Source organism: Caulobacter sp. SSI4214 (genome assembly GCF_012184455.1).
GTDB lineage: Bacteria > Pseudomonadota > Alphaproteobacteria > Caulobacterales > Caulobacteraceae > Caulobacter > Caulobacter vibrioides_E.
In genome coordinates, this window is sequence record NZ_SZWJ01000013.1 from 14,987 (window position 1) to 33,270 (window position 18,284).

The 18,284-nt window shown below is 66.9% G+C and carries 14 protein-coding genes and 1 pseudogene; 8 read left to right on the forward strand and 7 right to left on the reverse strand.

Annotated features, from left to right (window positions below; genetic code table 11):
* Positions 1 to 10 precede the first annotated feature (10 nt).
* The gene (gene recG, locus FCU40_RS05895) at positions 11 to 2,104 is read left to right on the forward strand and encodes an ATP-dependent DNA helicase RecG (protein WP_168073601.1); all 2,094 of its coding nucleotides are present in this window, start codon (positions 11 to 13) and stop codon (positions 2,102 to 2,104) included.
* Positions 2,105 to 2,557: 453 nt separating this feature from the next.
* Here recG and FCU40_RS05900 read toward each other — a convergent pair whose 3' ends face one another.
* The gene (locus tag FCU40_RS05900) at positions 2,558 to 3,505 is read right to left on the reverse strand and encodes a DUF808 domain-containing protein (RefSeq protein ID WP_168073603.1); all 948 of its coding nucleotides are present in this window, start codon (positions 3,503 to 3,505) and stop codon (positions 2,558 to 2,560) included.
* 83 nt (positions 3,506 to 3,588) lie between these two features.
* Here FCU40_RS05900 and FCU40_RS05905 point away from each other — a divergent pair.
* Positions 3,589 to 4,583, forward strand: a pseudogene (locus FCU40_RS05905) (phosphotransferase family protein).
* Entirely contained in the window at positions 4,580 to 4,951 is a 372-nt protein-coding gene (locus tag FCU40_RS05910; RefSeq protein WP_004615448.1) for a DUF6285 domain-containing protein, read from the forward strand. Before FCU40_RS05905 ends, FCU40_RS05910 begins: the two are co-directional and overlap by 4 nt.
* Here the strand turns inward: FCU40_RS05910 and FCU40_RS05915 are convergent.
* The 5 genes from FCU40_RS05915 to kdsA form a co-directional block, all read right to left on the reverse strand.
* On the reverse strand, positions 4,925 to 6,070 hold the full coding sequence (locus FCU40_RS05915) for a DUF3089 domain-containing protein (RefSeq protein ID WP_168073607.1): 1,146 nt from the start codon (positions 6,068 to 6,070) through the stop codon (positions 4,925 to 4,927). The genes FCU40_RS05910 and FCU40_RS05915 overlap by 27 nt on opposite strands.
* Before the next feature lie 43 nt (positions 6,071 to 6,113).
* The gene (locus tag FCU40_RS05920) at positions 6,114 to 7,250 is read right to left on the reverse strand and encodes an acetyl-CoA acetyltransferase (RefSeq protein WP_168073609.1); all 1,137 of its coding nucleotides are present in this window, start codon (positions 7,248 to 7,250) and stop codon (positions 6,114 to 6,116) included.
* A 10-nt stretch (positions 7,251 to 7,260) separates the two neighbouring features.
* On the reverse strand, positions 7,261 to 8,727 hold the full coding sequence (locus FCU40_RS05925; RefSeq protein WP_168073611.1) for a hydroxymethylglutaryl-CoA synthase family protein: 1,467 nt from the start codon (positions 8,725 to 8,727) through the stop codon (positions 7,261 to 7,263).
* An 84-nt stretch (positions 8,728 to 8,811) separates the two neighbouring features.
* Complete coding sequence (gene rfaD, locus FCU40_RS05930; protein WP_168073613.1) at positions 8,812 to 9,813, reverse strand: ADP-glyceromanno-heptose 6-epimerase; 1,002 nt, start codon at positions 9,811 to 9,813, stop codon at positions 8,812 to 8,814.
* Positions 9,814 to 9,817: 4 nt separating this feature from the next.
* Positions 9,818 to 10,699: a 3-deoxy-8-phosphooctulonate synthase gene (gene kdsA, locus FCU40_RS05935; RefSeq protein ID WP_168073615.1), complete on the reverse strand. Its 882-nt coding sequence runs from the start codon at positions 10,697 to 10,699 to the stop codon at positions 9,818 to 9,820.
* A 58-nt stretch (positions 10,700 to 10,757) separates the two neighbouring features.
* Here kdsA and FCU40_RS05940 point away from each other — a divergent pair, with 58 nt between their 5' ends.
* The 5 genes from FCU40_RS05940 to metC all read left to right on the forward strand — a co-directional run bounded on the left by FCU40_RS05940 (position 10,758) and on the right by metC (position 16,704).
* Complete coding sequence (locus tag FCU40_RS05940) at positions 10,758 to 12,188, forward strand: deoxyribodipyrimidine photo-lyase (protein WP_168073617.1); 1,431 nt, start codon at positions 10,758 to 10,760, stop codon at positions 12,186 to 12,188.
* Between the two features lie 36 nt (positions 12,189 to 12,224).
* Positions 12,225 to 13,469, forward strand: a complete 1,245-nt coding sequence (locus FCU40_RS05945; RefSeq protein WP_081612847.1) for a cyclopropane-fatty-acyl-phospholipid synthase family protein — start codon at positions 12,225 to 12,227, stop codon at positions 13,467 to 13,469.
* A gap of 172 nt (positions 13,470 to 13,641) precedes the next feature.
* Entirely contained in the window at positions 13,642 to 14,652 is a 1,011-nt protein-coding gene (locus tag FCU40_RS05950) for a cysteine synthase A (protein WP_168073619.1), read from the forward strand.
* Positions 14,653 to 14,686: 34 nt separating this feature from the next.
* Complete coding sequence (gene sseA, locus FCU40_RS05955; RefSeq protein WP_168073629.1) at positions 14,687 to 15,544, forward strand: 3-mercaptopyruvate sulfurtransferase; 858 nt, start codon at positions 14,687 to 14,689, stop codon at positions 15,542 to 15,544.
* Between the two features lie 5 nt (positions 15,545 to 15,549).
* The gene (gene metC / locus FCU40_RS05960) at positions 15,550 to 16,704 is read left to right on the forward strand and encodes a cystathionine beta-lyase (protein WP_168073631.1); all 1,155 of its coding nucleotides are present in this window, start codon (positions 15,550 to 15,552) and stop codon (positions 16,702 to 16,704) included.
* A gap of 42 nt (positions 16,705 to 16,746) precedes the next feature.
* Here the strand turns inward: metC and FCU40_RS05965 are convergent, their stop codons facing one another.
* Positions 16,747 to 18,078, reverse strand: a complete 1,332-nt coding sequence (locus FCU40_RS05965; RefSeq protein ID WP_168073633.1) for a dicarboxylate/amino acid:cation symporter — start codon at positions 18,076 to 18,078, stop codon at positions 16,747 to 16,749.
* Positions 18,079 to 18,284 lie beyond the last annotated feature (206 nt).

Below are 18,284 nucleotides of genomic sequence, written 5' to 3' on the forward strand. Positions count from 1 at the left end.
GTCGCGGCGAATGCGTCCGGAGATTCTCTTTCCCCTGTTCACCTCGGTATCCACGCTCAAGGGCGTGGGTCCCCGCGTCGCGCCGCTCGTCGAGAAGCTGGCGGGGCCGATCGTGCGCGACGTCCTGTTCACCGCGCCGACGGGCCTGATCCGGCGCGGCCTGACCACGGTCGACCAGGCCGTCGAGGGACAGGTCCAGACCTTCGTGGTCACGATCGACGCGCATCAGCCGCCGCACCGCCTGGGCTATCCTTGGAAGATCCGCGCCTGGGACGGCACGGGCTTCCTCACCCTGATCTGGTTCAAGGGTCACGGACCGCATCTGGAACGCCAGCACCCGAAGGGCGCGCGCCGCGCCGTCAGCGGCAAGGTCGAAAGGCCCGACGGCTACGCCTCCGAACTGCAGATCGCCCATCCGGACTATATCGTCGACGAGGCCAAGGCCGGCGACATTCCCGCGATCGAGACGGTCTACCCCGCCACCCATGGCCTGCCCTCGCGCGCCTTCCGCAAATTCGCGCTGGAGGCCTTGGCCCGCGCCCCCGAGCTGCCCGAATGGCAGGATCCGGCCTGGCGGGAGCGCGAAAGACTGCCTGGCTGGCGCGAGGCCCTGGCGGCCCTGCACGCCCCCGCCAGCGAGGCCGATCTGTCGCCCTTGGCCAGTCCGCGCCGCCGCCTGGCCTATGACGAACTTCTGGCCCATCAGCTCGCCCTGGCCCAGCGCAAGGCCTCGCGACGCGCGACGCCGGGGCCGCGCATTCCGGCGGGCGCGCTTTCAGAAGCCGCCGAGAAGGCCCTGCCCTTCAGATTGACGGGCGCTCAGATCCGAAGCCTCTCCGAGATCCGCGGCGACCTGGCCTCGGGCGAACGGATGAGCCGGTTGCTCCAGGGCGATGTCGGCTCGGGCAAGACCGTGGTGGCCATGCTGGCCATGGCCGACGCGGCCAGCGCCGGCTTCCAGTCAGCCCTGATGGCGCCGACGGAAATCCTGGCCCGCCAGCATTTCGAGACGATCGCCGCGCCGCTAGAGGCCCTGGGCCTGTCGGTGGTGCTGCTGACTGGCCGCGACAAGGGCGCGGGCCGCGCGGCCAAGCTGGCCGGGATAGCGGATGGTTCGCACCACGTGATCGTCGGCACCCACGCCCTCTTTCAGGACGAGGTCGTCTACAACAACCTCGCCTTGACGATCATCGACGAACAGCACCGCTTTGGCGTCAACGAGCGCCGCCGCCTGCAGGACAAGGGCGCCCACGGCGGCGAAGGCGTCCATCTGCTGGCCATGTCGGCCACCCCGATACCGCGCACCCTGGAGCTGACCCTGTTCGGCGACCTGGACGTCTCGCGCATCGACGAAAAGCCGCCGGGCCGCACGCCCGTCGCCACCCGCGCCGCGCCGACGCCGCGGGTCCCCGAGATCGTCGAGCGCCTGCGGGGCGCTATCGCCGGCGGAGCCCAGGCGTTCTGGATCTGCCCGCTCGTCTCGGAGTCCGAAAAGGTCGACCTGCGCGCCGCCGAGGATCGCGCCGCCGATCTCGCCCGGCGCCTGCCCGGCGTCGGCCTGGTGCACGGCCAGATGCCCCCGGCGGAGAAGGACGCGGTGATGCAGCGCTTCGTCGATGGCGAGGTCAGCGTGCTGGTCGCCACCACGGTGGTCGAGGTCGGGGTCAATGTGCCCAACGCCAGCATCATGGTCATCGAACACGCCGATCGCTTCGGCCTGGCCCAACTACACCAGCTGCGCGGTCGGGTCGGTCGAGGGGCGAGAGAGAGCTCTTGCGTCCTGCTCTATGACCCGCCGCTGTCGGACGTGGCCCAGCAACGTCTCGATATCCTGCGCCGCAGCGACGACGGTTTCGAGATCGCCGAAAAGGACCTCGAACTGCGCGGGGGCGGCGACCCGCTGGGGCTCAAGCAAAGCGGCTTCCCGGCCTATCGCCTGGCCGACCCGGCGGCGCACCGCGACCTGATCGCCGTGGCGGCCGACGACGCGCGCCTGATCCTGACCAGGGACCCGAACCTGACCTCGCCACGCGGCCGGGCCTTGCGGATGCTGCAGGAACTGTTCGACTGGAAACCGGCCTCGCCGCTGAACGAGGCGGGTTGAGCAACTCAACTAGGCCTATTAGTCGCGCTAAACTCAGCCCTATCATTTTCAGAAGACTATTTCGGAAAGCTCTTCCAAAGACTGCTGCCGGCCCACAATATTGAAAACAATGCCGCAATAGCGGATAAAACTGCAAAGCCAACCACTAATCTAGCGAGAGCTCGACCAAGGCGTCTATTCGTTGCGCTCCCTTTTGCTCGTTGCGGAACGCTATGTCGTGATTGATCAACCGAGCCAGCTGTGCAGCCGCGAATGATAGCACTCCAACAAGTGCTACCGCTCCCGCGCCTCGGAGAAGCGGCCAAAGCCTTACCTCTTGAGCTGAGGCAGCTAGAATCGAAAATACAATCCCGCCGTTTGATATCCCTAATAGACGCAGTAGCTCTTCCTGCACCCGTGACAGATCTGTCTCTTGCCGGGAAGGTTGATACTCCATCTTACGCCTATTGAGCATCATTCACCTTGCGCTCCACCCTTCTGGTGATGCCATAGGTGCATGATCCCCGCCAAAGCGCCACCGATCGCCAGACCGACGGCCGCCGAGCCCAGCGCGAAGGCCAGCCAGGCGGTCAGGCCGCCCACAACCGGCGCCTGCCCCGCCCAGTGAGACAGCCCCTCGACCCAGACCGGCACGGGAGTCAGGTGAAACTTCTCCAGGCCGTGGACGATGATGCCGCCGCCGACCCATAGCATCGCCGCCGTGCCGATGAGGGTCAGGGCCTCCATTGTCCAGGGCATGGCCTTGACCAGACCGCGCCCGAAGCCGCGCAATCCGCGCGACGTCCCTCGCGAAAGATGCAGGCCGATGTCGTCCATCTTCACGATCAGGGCCACGGCGCCGTAGACCCCCACGGTCAGCAGGACGCCGACAATGACCAGGGCGGCGGCTTGGATCCCGAGCGGTTGGTCGGCGACATCGGCCAGGGCGATGGCCATGATCTCGGCCGACAGGATCAGGTCGGTGCGGATCGCGCCGGAGACCTTCTGCTTTTCGAGCTCCGGCCCGCTCAGGGCTAGCTCTTCCACCGCCTCGCCCTCGGCCTGCGACGTGAAGGCCTCCAGCACCTTCTCGGTCGCCTCGAAGGCCAGATACACCCCGCCGCACATCAGGATCGGCGTCACCGCCCAAGGCGCGAACGCCGACAGCAAGAGCGCGCCCGGCAGCAGGAACAACAGCTTGTTGCGAAGAGAGCCCAGGGCGATCTTCCAGACGATCGGCAGTTCGCGATCGGGCGAGAAGCCCATCGCGTAGCCCGGCGTCACCGCCGTGTCGTCGACCACCACGCCCACCGCCTTGGAGCCCGCCTTGCCGGCGGCCGCGCCGATATCGTCCAGCGAAGCGGCGGCGAGCTTGGTGATGCCCGCGACGTCATCAAGCAGCGCGGCGAGACCGGAAGGCATTCAGAAATCCTGTCGTCGAGGTTGAGCCCGAAGGCCTAAGGGGCGTCGCGGTCCGCGTAAAGTCGCAAGTCGCTTGCCTAACGCTGGGGCAAGGCGGGAAGCTTCGCGCATGACCGTCGTCGCCGCCCTCGACCGCCTTGCGCCGCGCCTGTCGCCGACCGCGACCCGCACGATCAACGCCCGCCGTCTGTCGGGCGGCGCCAGCCTGGAAACCTGGGCTTTCGACCTCGACGACGGCGCGCCGCTGATCCTGCGTCGCCGGACCTCGAGCTCTGCCCTGCGAGAGACGGCCCTGCCGCTCGACCACGAGGCGTCTCTGATCCGGGCGGCCAGCGCCGTCGGCGCGCCGGCGCCCAGCGTCGTCCATGTCTGCGCGCCGGAAGACGATCTGGGCGAGGCCTATGTCATGCGCCGCCTGGAGGGCGAGACCCTGGGACGCCGCATCGTTCGCGACGAGGCCTTCGCGGCCGTTCGTCCCGGCCTGGCTCGACGCTGCGGCGAGGTGCTGGCGCGGATCCATGCCGTTCCCACCGAGGGGTTGCCAGAGCTGGCGACCTCGGATGCGCGTGGCGAACTGGCGCGTTACGAGGCCATCTATCGCGAGTTGGACGCCGAGCGGCCGATCATGGAGGCCGCGTTCCGCTGGCTGGAGGCCGCGGCGCCGTCGCCGCCCGAACGTCCGGTGCTGGTGCACGGCGATTTCCGAAACGGCAATCTGATGATCCACCCCAAGGACGGGCTGGTCGGCGTGCTGGACTGGGAACTCGCGCACCTGGGCGATCCCGCCGAGGACCTGGGCTGGATCTGCGTCAATTCCTGGCGCTTTGGCGAGTGGCGAAAGCCGGTCGGCGGCTTTGGCGACTATGCCGACCTGCTGGCGGGCTACGGGGACAATATTCCGCTTGAGCGCGTCCGGTTCTGGCAGGCCCTGGGCTCCCTGAAATGGGGCGTCATGTGCCTGATGATGTACCAGAGCTTCGCCACCGGCGCGGACCGTTCGGTCGAGCGGGCCATGATTGGCCGACGGGCCAGCGAAACCGAGATCGATCTTGTCGCGCTGATGGAGGCCGCCGCGTGATCCGCCATCCGACCGCCGCCGAGCTGACGACGGCCGTGGCCGCCTTCGACGAGGAGACCGCCGCGCCCGGCGACGCTCGCCATGCCTTCCTGGCCCGCGTCGCCGACAACGCCCGCGCCATTCTGGAGCGCGAGGCCCGCGACGGCGAGCGGATCGAGACCGAGGCGCGGGCGCGGCTCGAAGGCCTGCTGGCGGAGACGGGCGATTTCGCCACGCTGAACGCCAATCTTTGTCAGGCGCTCAGGACCGGAAGGATCGCGCCGCTCGACCCGGCCTTGCTGGCCCACCTACGCGCCACGGCGATCGCTCAGATCGCCATCGATCAGCCGACCTATGGCGGCCTACGGGCTTTGCTCGAGAATAGCTAGCGGACGGCCCGTCGCGGTCGCCACCCGAGCCCGCGCGTCGGCCTCGATGTCGGCGTAGAACAGATTGAACGCGTCGACCTTCCGACGATCGGCCCACGAACCGCTGTCGCGCAGGGCGTTGGACTTGGGTCGACTGGTGCGCAGCAGCCCGTTTTCGCAGACCGCCGAGACTTGACGCTGCAGGAAGGCCGGCCGAGCGCCCCACTCCAGCCCCGTGGCGTTGGCCGCGCCCAGATTCATGCGGGCCGGCGCGCGTTCCAGCGATACGCCGCCCAGCAGCGGATTGAAGCACAGGGGCGTTCGCCCATCCAGATTGTCGAGCTGGTCGTCCCCCTCCCAAACCAACGAGCGGGAGATCAGCTCGTGCACGTCCTGAAAATTGCCTTCCTCTGCCGAGGCCCAAGCGGCTAAGCAGCCGGTCTCCCCCCTCCGCTCGCAAGCGGGAAGCGGCGCGTTAGGCGTGTGTTCGTCGGCCGGCACCACGGTCTCGATCAGATAGGCGACAACCATCAGCTTCTTGAGCTCGGGCCGGGCGGCGATCACTTCACGCGCTAGGCGGTCGGCCAGAAGCCCGCCCTGCTCCACCCCAACCAGAATGAACGGCCGGCCCTGGTTATAGCGCGCCAGATAGGTCTCGAAGGCCTGCCTGACGTCGCCATACGCGAAGCGGCGGGCGTCGCGGGCGTCGTCGCGCAGCGTCAGATAGGTGTAGAGGCTGGCCTGGCGATAGCGCGGAGCGAAGATCCGGCCGATGCGGTCGAAGGGACCAGCGTAGTTGGGCAGCACCACCCGCGAGAGGAACCGCGCGGCCTTGGGCTGGTCGATGGCCCCGTTCCAGTCGCGACCGCCGTCGAAGGTGGTCGGGTGCACGAAGAAGATATCGACGGGACGATCGGCGGGCGCGGCCCCGGCGGGATCCTTGGGCCGCAAAGCCCAAGCGCTGGCCTGATCATAGTCCGGCGCCGGCGGCGGCTGGTAGGTCAGGAACGGAACCTTGGGGTCCAGAGCGTTGCTCAGGATGTCGTAGCGCCAGATGAACGCCGCCGACAGCACCACCGTCAGCACCAGAAGCGCCCCGGCGAAAATCCAGCGCTTGAAGCCTTTGATCCGACTGCCCATGCCCCCTGGGTACACCAAGGTCCAACGGGCTTTAAGCCCTTTCCTAAGCGCCTTCCTGGCCGATGATCGCCACCGAGCAGACATTGCTGGCCGGCGCGCCGCCTAGATTATGGGTCATGCCGAAGACGGGATTGGCCAGTTGCCGCTCCCCGGCGCGCCCTTGGAGCTGCAGGTACATCTCGTACAGCATTCGCAAGCCCGAGGCGCCGATCGGATGGCCGAAGCACTTGAGGCCGCCGTCGATCTGGCACGGCACCCCGCCATCGGCGTCGTAGAACCCGTCCAGCACGTCACGCCAGCCCTGACCTTCCGGCGAGATGAACAGGTCCTCCATCGTCACGAGCTCGGTGATCGAGAAGCAGTCATGCACCTCCATCATCGAGATCTGCTCGCGCGGACGCTCGATGCCCGCCTCCTTGTAGGCCTTGCCGGCGGCGATGCGGGCGGTGTGGAAGTGGCTGCCGTCCCAACCGTTGTACTGGCTCTCATAGCCGTTCGAGACCGACAGCTGCAGCGCCTTGACCGTCACGAGGTCACGTTTGCCAAGGCTCCGAGCGATCTCGGGGGTGGTGACGATAGCGGCCGCGGCGCCGTCCGAGACGCCGCAACAGTCGAAGAGGCCCAACGGCTCGGCGATCAGCGGCGCGTTCAGGGCCTGCTCGGCGGTGATGGGCTTGCGCAGGTGGGCCTTCTTCGACACCCCGTGCTTGGCGCGATAGGCGCTGGCCAGTTGGGCGAAATTGCCGGGCGCCGAGCCGTTCGGCATGATCTGCGGGTTCAGCGTGCCCGGATTGGCGACCGGCAAACCGCCATAGCCGGTGTCCTTCAGCTTCTCGACCCCGACCGCCAGGGCGATGTCGGCCGCCCCGGCCGCCACGGCATAGACCGCGCCGCGAAAAGCCTCCGAGCCCGAGGCGCAGAAGTTCTCGACCCGGGTGACGGCGATATTGGGTAGCCGCAGGGCGATCGACAGGGGCGTGCCGCCCTTGCCCGAACCGATCTCGTCGATGTGCGTCGAGAACCAGGCCGCGTCCAGCTGGGTGGGCTCGACCCCGGCGTCCTGCATGGCCTCCAGATAGGCCTCGACCATCAGGTCATCGGGACCCGCGTCCCAACGCTCGCCGAACTTGGAACAGCCCATCCCGAGGATGGCCACCTTGTCGCGAATACCTCTGGGCATGACGATCTTCCTATTCGGCGGCTTGGGCGTTTCGAGCGGCGATCGCCGCGCGGTCCGGCGCGGCTTTCCAGAAATAGCGGACGAAGCCGCGCTTCTCGTCGACCTCCTTGACGCGGAACACCATCCGCACCGGCAGGCCGGTCTCGACATCGCCTGGCGAGACGTCGGTGATGTCCATCATGATCCGCCCGCCGCCCTCGAAAACGATCATGCCGTAGTGGTTCGGCGGGGCCATGGAAAAGGTCAGATAATCAGCGGAGTAGCTCAGAACGTTCGCGCGGCGCTCGGCGAAGCGATATGGCTCCTGGGTGTCGACGGCGGGACTGTTCGGCGCCACCGAAATCCGAGTGCGCGGAAACTGGACGACGCCGGTCTCGCGGCAACGACCGCCGACCAGCCCCAGGATCATGTCCTCGTTGCGATAAAGCGTGGTCAGGGCCGTCTTGTTGTCCTTCTCGGCCCTCATGCCCTTGTCCCATTCAATCAGGCCATTGAAGGTCAGGAATTTCAGATAGTTAGTTTCGGGTTCTCGATCCGCCAGGGACCCGGTCACGCCGCGCGCGGGACGTCGGCCCTGGCCGGTGGCGCGAAACACCAACGCCTCGGCGCCCTGGCCGAATTGCGCGACGAGTACAACCTCGTTTTCCTTAGCGTCTTCAAGCGCATGGGCCAACATGATCGGACCATGCGCGCAGCCGGCCTCCCCCATGACGGCGGAGAGATTATCGCGGACCGCCTCGGGCCGGATCCCGATCGCCTTGGCCACGGTCGCGGCCATGCCGGAGAAGGTCGATGGGAAGCAGAAATGGTCGACTTGACCGGGACTTAGGCCGGCGACCTCAAGCGCCTTATGGATCGCGGGCGGGACCAGCTTGACGATCCCCTCGTCTCGGATCCAACGCTCCTCCCAATAGTAGTCGAACCCGCCGTCGTCGCCTCGGAAGTGGTCGACGAAATCGTCGGTGACGCTGCCGCGCCCCAGCAATTCGGCCGCGCCGGGCTCATCGGAAATCACGAAGGCCGCCGCGCCGTCGCCGAAGTCCAGTTCCTGGGTCGAGGCCGCGCGGGCCTTGCGGTGCTCGCCGATCGTGACCAGCGACCGGCCGCCCGCCGCCAGGGCCTGGCCCAGGGCCGTGAGCCCGCAGCGCTGCGAGCCGGTGACGTCACTTGCCGCGATCGATTTCTCCAGGGTCAGGGCCGCCGAAATCACGCCCGCGTTCAGGCGGTCGACGAACGGCGCCGTGGTCGAGGCGAAAAAGAGGCTTTCGATATGGCTACGGTCATCGTCCGGGCCGAGCGCGTCGCGCGCCGCCTCCACCGCCATGGTCAGGGCGTCCTCGTCCCAGTTGGCCATGGACCGCTCGCCCTTGCCCTTGGCCTTCAGGTTCGGCGCGACCCAGGCATTGGCCTCGGTCACCGCCTTGCGGCTCAGACGCAGACGCGGCGCATACGCGCCCCAGGCGGCGATGCCGGCCATGACATACTCCCTGACGTCGAGGTTCGCGCCCCGATCTTCGGTCAGCCTACGCCAGCGAACGCCCTCGGCAACCGTGCCCTGACGTCAGCGGAAGGGATCGTCGGTGTTCAAGTAGCCGGCGACATAGTCGGCGACACCGTCCTCGAGCGACGTCATGGGCGCGTTATAGCCGGCGGCCCGCAGACGGCTCATGTCGGCCTGGGTGTAGTATTGGTACTTTCCGCGCAGCGCTTCGGGCATGTCGATATAGCTGATGTCCGGCGCGCGTCCGGCGGCCTGGAAGGTGGCCGCGGCCAGATCGCGGAACGAACGCGCGTGGCCAGAGCCCAGATTGAACACCCCGTTGACCGCCGAGCTGTTCGCCAGCCAGGCGATGACGTCGACCACGTCGCGGACATAGACGAAGTCGCGCAGTTGGCCGCCGTCCTCGTAGTCCGGATGATGCGACTTGAAGAGCTTGACGCCCTCGCCCGCGGCGATGCGCGGCCAGATCTGGGCCACGACCGACTTCATGCCGCCCTTGTGCCCCTCGTTGGGACCATAGACGTTGAAGAACTTTAGCCCGGCCCATTGCGCGGGCGCGTGGCCGCGATGGGCCTCGCGCGCCGCATAGATGTCGAACAGCGCCTTGGACCAGCCATAGGCGTTCAGCGGTCGCAAGGCCCGCAAGCTCTCCAGGTCGTCCTTGCCCTCGAAACCCTGGGTTCCGTCGCCATAGGTCGCGGCCGACGAGGCGTAAATCAACCGCTTGCCGTGCCGGGCGCACCAGTCCCACAGGTCGCGGGACAGCACGAAGTTGGACTGCACGATCTTGTCGGCGTCCTGCTCGGTGGTCGAGGAAACAGCGCCCATGTGGACGACCAGCTCGACCTCGACGCCGCGCCTAGCCAGCCAGTCGTTGAGCTGTTCGGGCGCGACGAAATCGGCGATGGGATGCTTGGCGATGTTTCGCCACTTGCCGCTGGCGGCGTCGCGCAGACGGTCGCAGACCACCACGTCCAGAGCCGGGTCCTCGCAGAGGCGGGCCACGACGTTCGAGCCGATGAAGCCCGCGCCGCCGGTGACGAGAACGATGCGTCGGGTCATGCCCCTAGTTCGCCCCTTCGCGGAAGGCGGCCTTGGTCAGGGCGTCGTATTTCATCAGGTTGGACACCAGGGCCTCGAATTGGCTCATCGGCACCATGTTGGGACCGTCGGACGGGGCGTGGTCCGGATCCGGATGGGTCTCGATGAACACGCAGGCGACGCCGACGGCCACGGCCGCCCGGGCCAGGGTCGGAACGAACTCCCGCTGCCCGCCCGATGAGGCGCCCTGGCCGCCGGGCTGCTGGACGCTGTGGGTGGCGTCGAAGACCACCGGACAGCCGATCTGGCGCATGATCGGCAACGACCGCATGTCGCTGACCAGGGTGTTGTAGCCGAACGAGACCCCGCGCTCGCAGGCCATGACATTGGGATTACCGGCGCCCGTCACCTTGGCGACGACGTTCTTCATGTCCCACGGGGCGAGGAACTGGCCCTTCTTGATGTTGATCGCCCGACCGGTCCGCGCGGCGGCGACCAGCAGGTCGGTCTGGCGGCAGAGGAAGGCCGGAATCTGGATGACGTCGACCGCGTCGGCCACGATCGGGCAATGGCTGGTCTCATGCACGTCGGTCAGGGTCGGCAGGCCCGTCGTCTCGCGGATCTCCTGGAAGATCGGCAAACTGTCCTTCAGGCCGATGCCGCGCTGGGCCGCGCCCGAGGTGCGATTGGCCTTGTCGTAGGAGGTCTTGTAGATCAGCCCGACGCCCAGGCGCTCGGCCATTTCTTTCAGCGCGTGCGCCGTCTCCAGCGCGTGCTGGCGGCTTTCCATCTGGCAGGGGCCGGCGATGATCGACAGCGACTCGCCGTTCCCGACGCGAACGGCTGCGCCGTTGGGGGTCTTGATCTCGACGACGGCGTTCGGGGCGACGGCTTGCGGCTGATCCAAGGCGAGTATTCCAGCGTATTAGGATTTCAGGCGCCCAAGAGGTGCTCCCTCGGGCTGGGTGGTGCAAGTGCCGAACGATCGTGACGACCATGGGGCCATCCTCGTCTGGTTCCGCAACGACCTGCGCATAGCCGACAATCCCGCCCTGCGCCATGCCGCCGACAGCGGCCGGCCGGTGATCTGCCTCTACATTCTCGACGAGACGCCCGGCGTCCGCCCGATGGGCGCGGCGTCGCTCTGGTGGCTGAACAAGTCTCTCAAGTCGCTGGACGAAAGCCTTGAGAAGCTTGGCAATAAACTCGTGCTCCGCAGGGGTGTCGCCGCCGAGATTTTGGACGAGGTGCTGCGACAGACCGGCGCGACCGGGGTGTTGTGGAACCGCCTCTATGACAAGGCGTCGACGGATCGCGACATGGCGATCAAGACCCGTCTAAGGGCGGCTGGGATCGACTGCCAAAGCTTCAACGCGAGCTTGCTGACCGAGCCTTGGGAGATCAAGAACGGCGCGGGACAGCCCTACAAGGTCTTCACGCCCTATTGGCGGGCGGCACGCGAACACCTGACCGACGTCGTCGTCGAAGACGCGCCAAAGTCCCTGAAATCGCTCGGGCATCTTCCTTCCAGCGAAAGCCTGGCGGACTGGCGGCTGCACCCGACCAAGCCCGACTGGTCAAAGGGTTTCGACCTCTGGACGCCCGGCGAAGCGGGCGCCTTGGCGCGCCTGGACGACTTCCTGTCGGGCCCCGTCAGCGGCTATGGCGAGAAGCGCGACTTCCCCGACGTCGAGGCGACATCCCGCCTTTCCCCGCACCTGCATTTTGGCGAGATCGGACCAAGGCAGGTCTGGCTGGCCGCGCGCGAGGCCCAAGCCCCCCGCGGAGAGATCGACAAGTTCCTGTCCGAGTTGGGCTGGCGGGAATTCAACCACGCCATCCTGTTTCACTGGCCCGACCTGCCCGCCCGGAATTTCAAGCCGGAGTTCGACGGCTTTCCCTGGGCTCGTGACGACGCCGCCTTCGAGGCCTGGACCCGAGGCCAGACCGGCTACCCCATCGTCGACGCCGGGATGCGCGAACTGTGGACCACCGGGTTCATGCACAACCGTGTGCGCATGATCGTCGCCTCGTTCCTGATCAAGCATCTGCTGATCGACTGGCGCGAGGGCGAGGCCTGGTTCTGGGACACGCTGGTCGACGCCGATTTGGCGAACAACGCCGGCAACTGGCAGTGGGTGGCGGGCAGCGGCGCCGACGCCTCGCCCTACTTCCGGATCTTCAACCCCATCGCGCAGGGCGAGAAGTTCGATCCGCTTGGGACCTATGTCCGACGTTGGGTTCCGGAACTCGCCGGCGTTCCAGACGATGTTATCCACAAGCCATGGACCCGGCCGTTGCATCTGCCGGCCGCGGCGAAACGTCTCTATTCAAGACCGATCGTCGAGCACGACCACGCCCGGGCCAGGGCCTTGGAGGCCTATCACAGCCTCTAGCCGGCGGGCTTTACGAACCGGTCGTTAACAGCGTTAATAAACGCGCAACCGGATGCGAGACCGACCTTGGACACCGCGCTCTGGAACGACCCCGACCTGACGGCCGCCCCGGCCGCCTTCCGCGCCGCGCTTCGCGTCGCGGCGACGAACTGGGAGTTCGGCTCCGTCACCTTCATCCTGCCGACGGGCAAGCCGTTGACCGTCACCGGCCGGCAAGCTGGGCCCGAAGCGCTCATCAAGATCCATGATTACAACTTCATTCGCCGCGCGTTCTCTTCGGGCGACATCGGCTTCGCGGAAGGCTTCGTGGCCGGCGAGTGGGAGACTCCCGACCTCTCCGCGGTGCTGAGCGCCTTCTCGCTGAACTTCGACAAGCTCTCGGCGCTGGTGGACGGCAATCCGTTCATGCGGATTTTCAACGCGCTCTACCATTTCTTTCATCGCAACAGCCGCGCGGGGTCCAAGAAGAACATCCACGCCCACTACGACCTGGGCAACGCCTTCTATTCGCGGTGGCTGGACCCGACGATGACCTATTCGTCGGCGCTGTACGAACGGCCGAACCAGCCCCTGCCCGAGGCCCAGAAGGCGAAATACGCGGCCCTGGCGCGGACCATAGACCTCGCGCCGGGCAAGCACGTGCTGGAGATCGGCTGCGGCTGGGGCGGTTTCGCCGAGTTCGCGGCCAAGGAGGTGGGGGCCCAGGTCACCGGCATCACCATCTCCCAGGCCCAGTATGAATTCGCCAAAAAGCGCCTGTTTGACCAGGGCTTGGCCGAGAAAGCCGATATTCGCCTGGTCGACTATCGCGACGTCGAAGGCCGGTTCGACGCAGTGGCCTCGATCGAGATGTTCGAGGCCGTGGGCGAGGAATATTGGCCCGCCTATTTCAGCAAGATCCGTGAGGTCCTGCACCCCGGCGGCCGCGCCGGCTTGCAGATCATCACCATCCGCGACGAGCTCTTCAGCCACTACCGCGAACGGACGGACTTTATTCAGCGCTACATCTTCCCGGGCGGCATGTTGCCCAGCGAGGCGCGCCTGAAGGAAGAGACCGAGCGGGCGGGTCTGGAATGGAGCGATCTCAAGCGCTTCGGCCAGAATTATGCCGACACCCTGGCCGAATGGGGTCGGCGCTTCGAGGCCGCTTGGAGCGAGATCCGCAAGGACGGATTCGACGAGCGCTTCCGGCGCCTTTGGCGGTTCTATCTCAGCTACTGCGAGGCCGGGTTCCGAACCGAGCGAACCAACGTGATCCAGCTGGGCCTGAGCCGGGGCTGATACAGAGCCTAGGAGCTCAGCGTCCAGAATGGGGATTGTGGATAGCGCGCGATCCCCATGAGGTGGCTCGGGATTTGTCGCGGAGTTGACGCGCCTTCAGGAAATCTGGGTTGCCTCGGCGCCGCGCCGCACGATCTACCAATCCTCCAGACGCCCCGCTCGAAGGCCCGCCATGACCGTCACCGCCCGCGTCCTCCCGACTGTTCTGGACGCCATCGGCAACACGCCGCTGATCCGCCTGCGGCGCGCCAGCGAGGCCACGGGCTGCGAGATCCTGGGCAAGGCCGAGTTCATGAACCCGGGGCAGTCGATCAAGGACCGCGCGGCCCTCGGCATTATCCGCGACGCCGAGGCCAAGGGCCTGCTGAAGCCCGGCGGGCGCATCGTCGAGGGCACGGCGGGCAATACCGGCATAGGCCTGGCCATGGTCGCCTCGGCCCTGGGCTACAGGACCACCATCGTCATTCCGCGCACTCAGAGCCAGGAAAAGAAGGACGCCATCCGCCTGCTTGGCGCCCAGCTGATCGAGGTGGACGCCGTTCCTTACTCCAATCCGGACAATTACGTCCGCTATTCCGGACGCTTGGCGGAAGAACTCGCCGAAACCGAGCCGAATGGCGTGATCTGGGCGAACCAGTTCGACAATGTCGCCAACCGCGAGGCTCACTACCGCACCACCGGCCCGGAAATCTTCGAGCAGACAAGCGGCAAGGTCGACGCCTTCATCTGCGCGGTCGGCTCGGGCGGCACCCTGGCCGGCGTCGCCCAGGCGCTGCGCGAGCGCAAGCCCGGCGTGACGATCGGCTTGGCCGACCCGCACGGCGCGGCGCTGTACAGCTGGTACAAGGACGGCCAGCTGATGTCCGAAGGGAGCTCGATCAGCGAGGGCATCGGCCAGGGGCGCGTCACGGCCAATCTCGAGGGCCTGACCGTCGACGTTCCGCTGCGCGTCTCGGACGAGGACATGCTCGAGGTTCTGTTCGACCTGGTCCAGCACGAGGGCCTGTGCCTGGGCGGCTCGGCCGGCATCAATGTCGCGGGCGCCGTCCGCCTAGCCCGGGAACTGGGTCCTGGCCACACCATCGTGACCGTGCTGTGCGATCACGGCTCGCGCTATCAGTCCAAGCTCTTCAATCCCGTATTCCTCAAGGAAAAGGGTCTCCCCGTCCCGCCTTGGATGTAAGGTTCGCGCGACTCCGATTCCGAAAGGCGCCGCCATGAGCACTCCGTCTGATCCGCTGGTCTCGACCGCCTGGCTGGCCGACCATCTCGACGCGCCGGACGTGCGCGTGGTCGACGCCTCGTGGCACATGCCGGCCGCCCAACGCCATCCCGCCAAGGAATTCCTGGCCGCCCACATTCCCGGCGCGGTGTTCTTCGACATCGACGAGATCGCCGACGAGACCAGCGACCTGCCGCACATGATCCCGACGGCGGCCAAGTTCGCCTCGCGGGTCAGGAAGCTGGGCCTGGGCGACGGCTCGCGCATCGTGGTCTACGACAGCTTGGGCATCCTGCCCGCCGCCCGCGTCTGGTGGCACTTCCGCGCCATGGGCCACGAGGACGTGGTGGTGCTGGACGGCGGCCTGCCCAAATGGATCGCCGAGGGGCGCCCGGTCGAGGATGGCCCAGCCGCGCCGCAGGAGCGCCATTTCACCCCGCGCTGGCAGGCCGACATTTACCGCTCGGTCGATCAGATGCGCGACATCGTCGCCAGCGGCCGCGAACAGATCATCGACGCGCGCGCCGCGGGCCGTTTCGAGGGCAAGGATCCCGAACCCCGAGCCGGCCTGCGCGGCGGCCACATGCCCGGGGCCCGCAACATCCCGCTATCGGCCATACTGGCCTCGGACAACACGATGCTGCCGGCCGACCAGCTGAAGATCGTGTTCGAAAAGGCCGGCGTCGATATCGACAAGCCGATCGTCTCGACCTGCGGCTCGGGCATCACCGCCTCGGTCGTGGCCCTGGCCCTGGCGCGCCTGGGCAAGCCGCGCTCGGCGGTCTACGATGGCTCGTGGACCGAATGGGGCGGCCTCTCGGACACGCCGGTCGCGACCGGTCCGGCGGCCTGACCGCCATGAATGAAGAGACTCGCCTGATCCACGCGGCCGCCGAGCCGACGTCCATGCCCCGCGTGGTCAACCCGCCGATCCAGCGCGGCTCGACCGTGCTGCTGCCCAACGCCGCCGCGCTCTATGACGACGACCAGATCACCTATGGCATCACGGGGCTGGCGTCGCCCGCCGCCCTGCAGCGCGCCCTGGCCGAGATGGAGGGCGCATCGGACGTGACGCTCTATCCGTCGGGCCTCGCGGCGATCACTGGGGCTCTTCTGGCGGTGCTGAAAGCCGGCGACGAGATCCTCGTAGTCGACAGCGCCTACAAGCCGACGCGCCGCTTCTGCGATCGGGTTCTGGCCCGCTTCGGCGTCTCGACCACCTATTACGACCCGGCTCTGACGACCGAGGGCCTGATGCACCTCGTCACGCCGAGGACGCGGCTGATCCTGCTGGAGACGCCCGGCTCCCTGACGTTTGAGATGCAGGACGTGCCGGCCATCGCCGCGGCGGCCAAGGCGCGCGGCGTGCTGACCCTGATCGACAACACCTGGGCGGCGGGCCTCTATTTCAAGCCGCTGGCGCACGGCGTGACCCTCAGCGTCCAGGCCCTGACCAAATATGTCGGCGGCCATTCGGACTGCTTCATGGGCTCGGTCGCGACCACGGACCCGGCGGTCGCCAGCCAACTGGGCGACGCCATGTGGGATCTCGGTTGGTCGGTTTCGGCCGACGACGCCTACACCATGCTGCGCGGCCTACGCACCCTGTCGACCCGACTGCCGCGTCACCATCAGAACGGTCTCGCCGTGGCGCGCTGGCTCCAGGATAGGCCAGAAGTGGATCGGGTGCTGCACCCCGCCCTGCCTGACGACCCAGGCCATGCGCTATGGTCGCGAGACTTCACCGGCGCCTGCGGCCTGTTCGGCGTTGTGCTGAAGCCAAGCTCTCAACGCGCGGTGTACGCCTTCCTCGACGCGCTCAAGCTGTTCGGCCTGGGTTTCTCCTGGGGCGGCTACGAAAGCCTCGCCATCCATTGCGATCCGCAATTGAAGCATCGCGCCATTCCCGTCGACCTCGGAGGCCCCCTGCTCCGGCTGCATGTCGGCCTGGAGGCGGTCGAGGACCTTCAGGCCGACCTGGAGCGGGGTCTCGCGGCCTGGCGATCCGCTTAGAGGCTGTCCGCTTTAGCCGCTCACACTTAAACCTAACGCGCTCTAAACACTGGCCGCATCCGGAATGGAGTCTCCGGGCGACCGCGGCGCCTTGCCGGGATCGAGGGCTTCCTTGAGGGCGGCGGCGTCCAGGCCGCGCTCCCAGCGGGAGACCACGATCGCCGCGACGGCGTTGCCCATGAAGTTGGTCAGGGCCCGGCACTCCGACATGAAACGGTCGACGCCGAGGATCAGGGCCATCCCCGCCACGGGAACCGACGGCACCACCGACAGGGTCGCCGCCAGGGTGATGAAACCGGCCCCGGTGACGCCCGCCGCGCCCTTGCTGCTCAGCATGGCCACGCCCAGGAGCAGGGCCTGCTGCTCCAGCGACAGCGGCACGCCCGTGGCCTGCGCGATGAACAGCGCGGCCAGGGTCATGTAGATATTGGTCCCATCCAGATTGAACGAGTAGCCCAGCGGCACCACCAGACCGACGACGGACTTCGGGCAGCCGGCCTTTTCCAGCTTCTCGATCAGGCTGGGCAGCGCCGCTTCCGACGAGCTGGTGCCCAGCACCAGGAGCAGTTCCGCCTTAAGGTAGCGGATCAGACCGAAGATGGAGAAGCCGTTGGCGATGCCGACCGCGCCCAGCACGACGATCACGAACAGCAGCGAGGTCAGGTAAAAGGCGCCGACCAGCAGAGCCAGATTGGCGATGGCGCCGACCCCATACTTGCCGATGGTGAAGGCGAAAGCCCCGAAAGCGCCGATCGGCGCGGCCTTCATGACGATGTGCACGAACTTGAAGAAGGTCTGGGCGATGATCTCAAGGAAGTCGACGACGGGCTTCGCCGGGTCGCCGACCAGGGTCAGGGACAGACCAAACAGCAGCGAGATCAGCAGCACCTGCAGGATCTCGCCCTCGGCGAAGGCGCCCATGAAGGTGTCCGGAATGATGTTCATCAGGAAGCCGACGACCGTCTGATCGTGGGCCTTGGCGGCGTACTGCGCGACCTTGCCGGCCTTGAGCGTGGCTGGGTCGATGTTCATGCCGGCGCCGGGCTGGACGACGTTGGCCACGATCAGGCCGACGATCAGCGCCAAGGTCGAAAAGACCAGGAAATAGGCCAGGGCCTTGAGGGCCACTCGGCCGACCTTATCGAGGTCGCGCATCCCAGCCACGCCCGTGACGACCGTCAGGAAGATCACGGGGGCGATGACCATCTTCACCAGCTTGATGAAGGCGTCGCCCAACGGCTTAAGCGCTTGCCCCAGATCCGGCTGGAAGTGGCCGATCAGCCCTCCCAGCAGGATCGCGAGCAGCACCTGGAAATAGAGGTGTCGATAAAAGGGCTTCGGCCGCTCCGGCGCGCCCTGATGGATAGTCTGCACGGTCGACTCCTGGACCGGCCGTTCGGCCGCGTTTCCTCCGCGCCCCTTGTCGAGACGCCTCGATAGACGATCCTCGCAGGAAGGACGCCGCGCAAGCGGTATCGGAAAAAGCCAAATCCCTCTGATTTTTCTGGACTTCCATACGTCCGGCTATCTTGGCTCAAGGCCCCTTAGGGCGAAAAACCCTACCGTAGCGATCCGACTTG

Excerpts from the sequence above, each read along its gene's own strand:
- recG (WP_168073601.1), top strand. The coding sequence starts at position 11 with ATGCGTCCGGAGATTCTCTTTCCCCTGTTCACCTCGGTATCCACGCTC.
- FCU40_RS05900 (WP_168073603.1), bottom strand. The coding sequence starts at position 3,505 with ATGCCTTCCGGTCTCGCCGCGCTGCTTGATGACGTCGCGGGCATCACC.
- FCU40_RS05915 (WP_168073607.1), bottom strand. The coding sequence starts at position 6,070 with ATGGGCAGTCGGATCAAAGGCTTCAAGCGCTGGATTTTCGCCGGGGCG.
- FCU40_RS05920 (WP_168073609.1), bottom strand. The coding sequence starts at position 7,250 with ATGCCCAGAGGTATTCGCGACAAGGTGGCCATCCTCGGGATGGGCTGT.
- FCU40_RS05925 (WP_168073611.1), bottom strand. The coding sequence starts at position 8,727 with ATGGCCGGCATCGCCGCCTGGGGCGCGTATGCGCCGCGTCTGCGTCTG.
- rfaD (WP_168073613.1), bottom strand. The coding sequence starts at position 9,813 with ATGACCCGACGCATCGTTCTCGTCACCGGCGGCGCGGGCTTCATCGGC.
- FCU40_RS05950 (WP_168073619.1), top strand. The coding sequence starts at position 13,642 with ATGACCGTCACCGCCCGCGTCCTCCCGACTGTTCTGGACGCCATCGGC.
- sseA (WP_168073629.1), top strand. The coding sequence starts at position 14,687 with ATGAGCACTCCGTCTGATCCGCTGGTCTCGACCGCCTGGCTGGCCGAC.
- metC (WP_168073631.1), top strand. The coding sequence starts at position 15,550 with ATGAATGAAGAGACTCGCCTGATCCACGCGGCCGCCGAGCCGACGTCC.